The organism is Phenylobacterium sp., assembly GCF_020402505.1.
GTDB lineage: Bacteria > Pseudomonadota > Alphaproteobacteria > Caulobacterales > Caulobacteraceae > Phenylobacterium.
Genome location: NZ_JADBZL010000178.1, coordinates 1 through 2,701 on the forward strand (window position 1 = coordinate 1; position 2,701 = coordinate 2,701).

At 69.5% G+C, this 2,701-nt stretch carries 4 protein-coding genes; all 4 read left to right on the plus strand.

The window, feature by feature from the left end; genetic code table 11:
* On the plus strand, positions 1–450 hold a 450-nt coding region (locus tag IM632_RS12215; RefSeq protein ID WP_296552398.1), incomplete at its 5' end, for a glycosyltransferase.
* Complete coding sequence (locus IM632_RS12220) at positions 447–1,418, plus strand: glycosyltransferase family 9 protein (RefSeq protein ID WP_296549972.1); 972 nt, start codon at positions 447–449, stop codon at positions 1,416–1,418. The genes IM632_RS12215 and IM632_RS12220, both read left to right, overlap by 4 nt.
* Before the next feature lie 98 nt (positions 1,419–1,516).
* Positions 1,517–2,038: a translation initiation factor IF-3 gene (infC, locus tag IM632_RS12225; RefSeq protein WP_293515718.1), complete on the plus strand. Its 522-nt coding sequence runs from the start codon at positions 1,517–1,519 to the stop codon at positions 2,036–2,038.
* A gap of 78 nt (positions 2,039–2,116) precedes the next feature.
* Positions 2,117–2,701: MFS transporter (locus IM632_RS12230; RefSeq protein WP_296552400.1), on the plus strand; the 585-nt coding region annotated here is incomplete at its 3' end.

Genomic DNA, 2,701 nt, shown 5'->3' on the forward strand with positions numbered 1-2,701 from the left:
CAGGGCCGGACGGCCTTCCGGCAGTCCCTCGAAGCCAGGGTGCGCGAGGCGGGACTGGAGGGACGGGTCGCGCTGGTCGGGCACTGCGACGACATGCCGGCGGCCTTCCTGGCGGCGGACGTCGCCCTCCTGCCCACCCTTGTGCCGGAGTCCTTCGGCCGGGCGGCGGTGGAGCCCCAGGTCATGGGGCGGCCGGTGATCGCCTCGGACCACGGGGGGACGACCGAGACGGTCCTGCCCGGCCAGACGGGATGGCTGGCGCCGCCCGGCGAGGCTCAGGCCTGGGCCCGCGCCATGGCCGAGGCGCAGGACCTCGGGGGCGAGGGGCTTCGCCGGCTCGGACAGGCCGCCCGAGACCGCGCCGTGAAGCTGTACTCCAACGACGCCATGTGCGCCGCGACCCTGTCGGTGTATGAGCAGGTCCTGGACGCGCGGAAGGGCGGGACATGAGCCACGAGATCCGCAGGGTTCTGGTGATCAAGCTGTCGGCCCTCGGCGACTTCGTGCTGGCCCTGGCGGCGATGAAGCGCATCCGGGAAGCCCATCCGAAGGCGCAAATCACCCTGCTGACCACCCCGCCCTTCGAGGCCCTCGCCCGGGCCTGCCCCTATTTCGACGAGGTGGATGCGGGCGGCAAGCCGGAGGGCGCCGGCGAGTGGATGGCCCTCCGCCGGCGGTTGAAGGCGGGGCGCTTTGACCGGGTCTATGATCTGCAGACCTCCGCCGCCTCCGCCCGCCTCTTTCTCCTGCTCTGGCCCTTCCCCCCGGCGTGGTCGGGGGTGGCCTTCGGCTGCGCCCTGCCGCACCGAACGCCCGGCAAGGACCTGATGCACACCCTGGAGCGCCAGGCCGACCAGCTGAAATCGGCGGGGATCTGGCCGGACGCCCCGACCACGCCCTTTTCTGCGCCGCCGCCCGACCTGTCCTGGATCGGCGACGCCGGGCGGGACCGGAGGCGGCGCGCCGATCGGCCGTTCATCATGCTGATTCCGGGCGGCTCGGCCCACCGGCTGGACAAGAGATGGCCGGCCGAGGGCTATGGCCGGCTCGCCCGGCGGCTTCACGCCCGGGGGTACGACATCGTCGTGATCGGCGGCCCCCAGGAAAGCGCCCTGGCGCGGGAGATCCAGAGGAGCCTTCCCCAGGCGAGAGACCTGACCGGCAGGACCGACTTTGCGACCGTCGCCCTGCTGGGGGCCGAGACCGCCCTGGTGGTGGGCAACGACACCGGACCGCTCCATCTGGCCTCGGCCGCGGGGGCGCCGACCGTGGCCCTCTTCTCCCGCGCATCGGACCCGGGCCTGTCGGCGCCCAGGGGACATGTGATCGTCATCCAGACCGACGACCTGGCGGGGCTGGACCCGATGACGGTCGAGCGCGCGGCGAACAGCCTGCTGCCCCTGGAAGGCAGCGCTTGATCGCAGGGGCCCAGGGGGTCATATATCGATATGCGCCGGGCTTCGTCCCGCGCGTCCCGCCGAAACAGACTGAGGAGCAAAAGCCTATTCGCCGGCCCATGCAGGCGCCGCCCGTCAAAGACGGTCCGCGCATCAACGAAGACATCCGAGTCCCCCGGGTCCTGCTGATCGATCAGCATGGCGAGAAGCAAGGGGTGATGCCCACCTCTTCCGCACTGGAGGCCGCCGAGGAAGCCGGGCTCGACCTGGTCGAGATCGTTCCCAACGCCGACCCGCCCGTCTGCAAGATTCTGGACTACGGCAAGTTCAAGTTCCAGGAACAGAAAAAGAAGAACGAGGCCCGAAAGCGCCAGAAGGTCGTCGAGATCAAGGAGATCAAGCTGCGGCCGAACATCGACACCCATGACTATGAGGTGAAGGCGCGGTCCATGCACCGGTTCTTCGGCGAAGGCGACAAGGTGAAGGTCACCCTCCGGTTCCGCGGACGCGAGCTCGCCCATCCGGAGCTGGGCATGAAGCTGCTGCAGCAGGTGAAGGCCGACTTCGAGCCGGTGGCCAAGGTCGAATACGAGCCCCGCATGGAGGGCCGCCAGATGATCATGATCCTGGCGCCCAAGTAGGATTTTCGACCGGGCGGCGCCGGAATTCGTCGCCGCCCGCCCTTGCCCCTCTCGCGCCGCGGCCCTAACAGACGCCGCATGTCGGAGGCCGCCCGCCAGACCAAGCCTGCGTCGCCCTATGCGGCGATCGCCCTGACGGCGGTGATCTTCATCAACCTCCTGGGCTTCGGAATCATCATTCCGCTACTGCCCTTCTACGCCAAGTCCTTCGACGCGCCCGCCTGGCAGATCGCCCTGATCTTCTCGGCCTACTCGATCGGCGCCTTCTTCGGCGAGCCGCTCTGGGGCCGGCTGTCCGACCGCTTCGGGCGCAAGCCGATCCTGATCCTGACCATCACGGGCAACTGCCTGTGCTATCTCGCCCTGGCCTTTGCGCCCAATATCGTGGCCGCCTTCCTGATCCGCCTGGTTGGCGGCCTGGCCTCGGGAAACGGGGCCGTGATCCAGGGCTATCTGGCCGATGTCACCCCGCCCGAACAACTGACCCGGCAGATGTCCTACCAGGGCGCGGCCTGGAATGTGGGCATGATCGTCGGCCCTTCCCTCGGCGGGCTTCTGGCCAATCCGGACGCCGGTCCGGAGGGCTTCCGCCTGCCCCTCTTCGTCGCCTCGGCCCTGGCGGGCGCCTGCGTGCTGGCGATCCTGATCGTCATCCGGGAGAGC

Excerpts from the sequence above, each read along its gene's own strand:
- infC (WP_293515718.1), top strand. The coding sequence starts at position 1,517 with ATGCAGGCGCCGCCCGTCAAAGACGGTCCGCGCATCAACGAAGACATC.
- IM632_RS12220 (WP_296549972.1), top strand. The coding sequence starts at position 447 with ATGAGCCACGAGATCCGCAGGGTTCTGGTGATCAAGCTGTCGGCCCTC.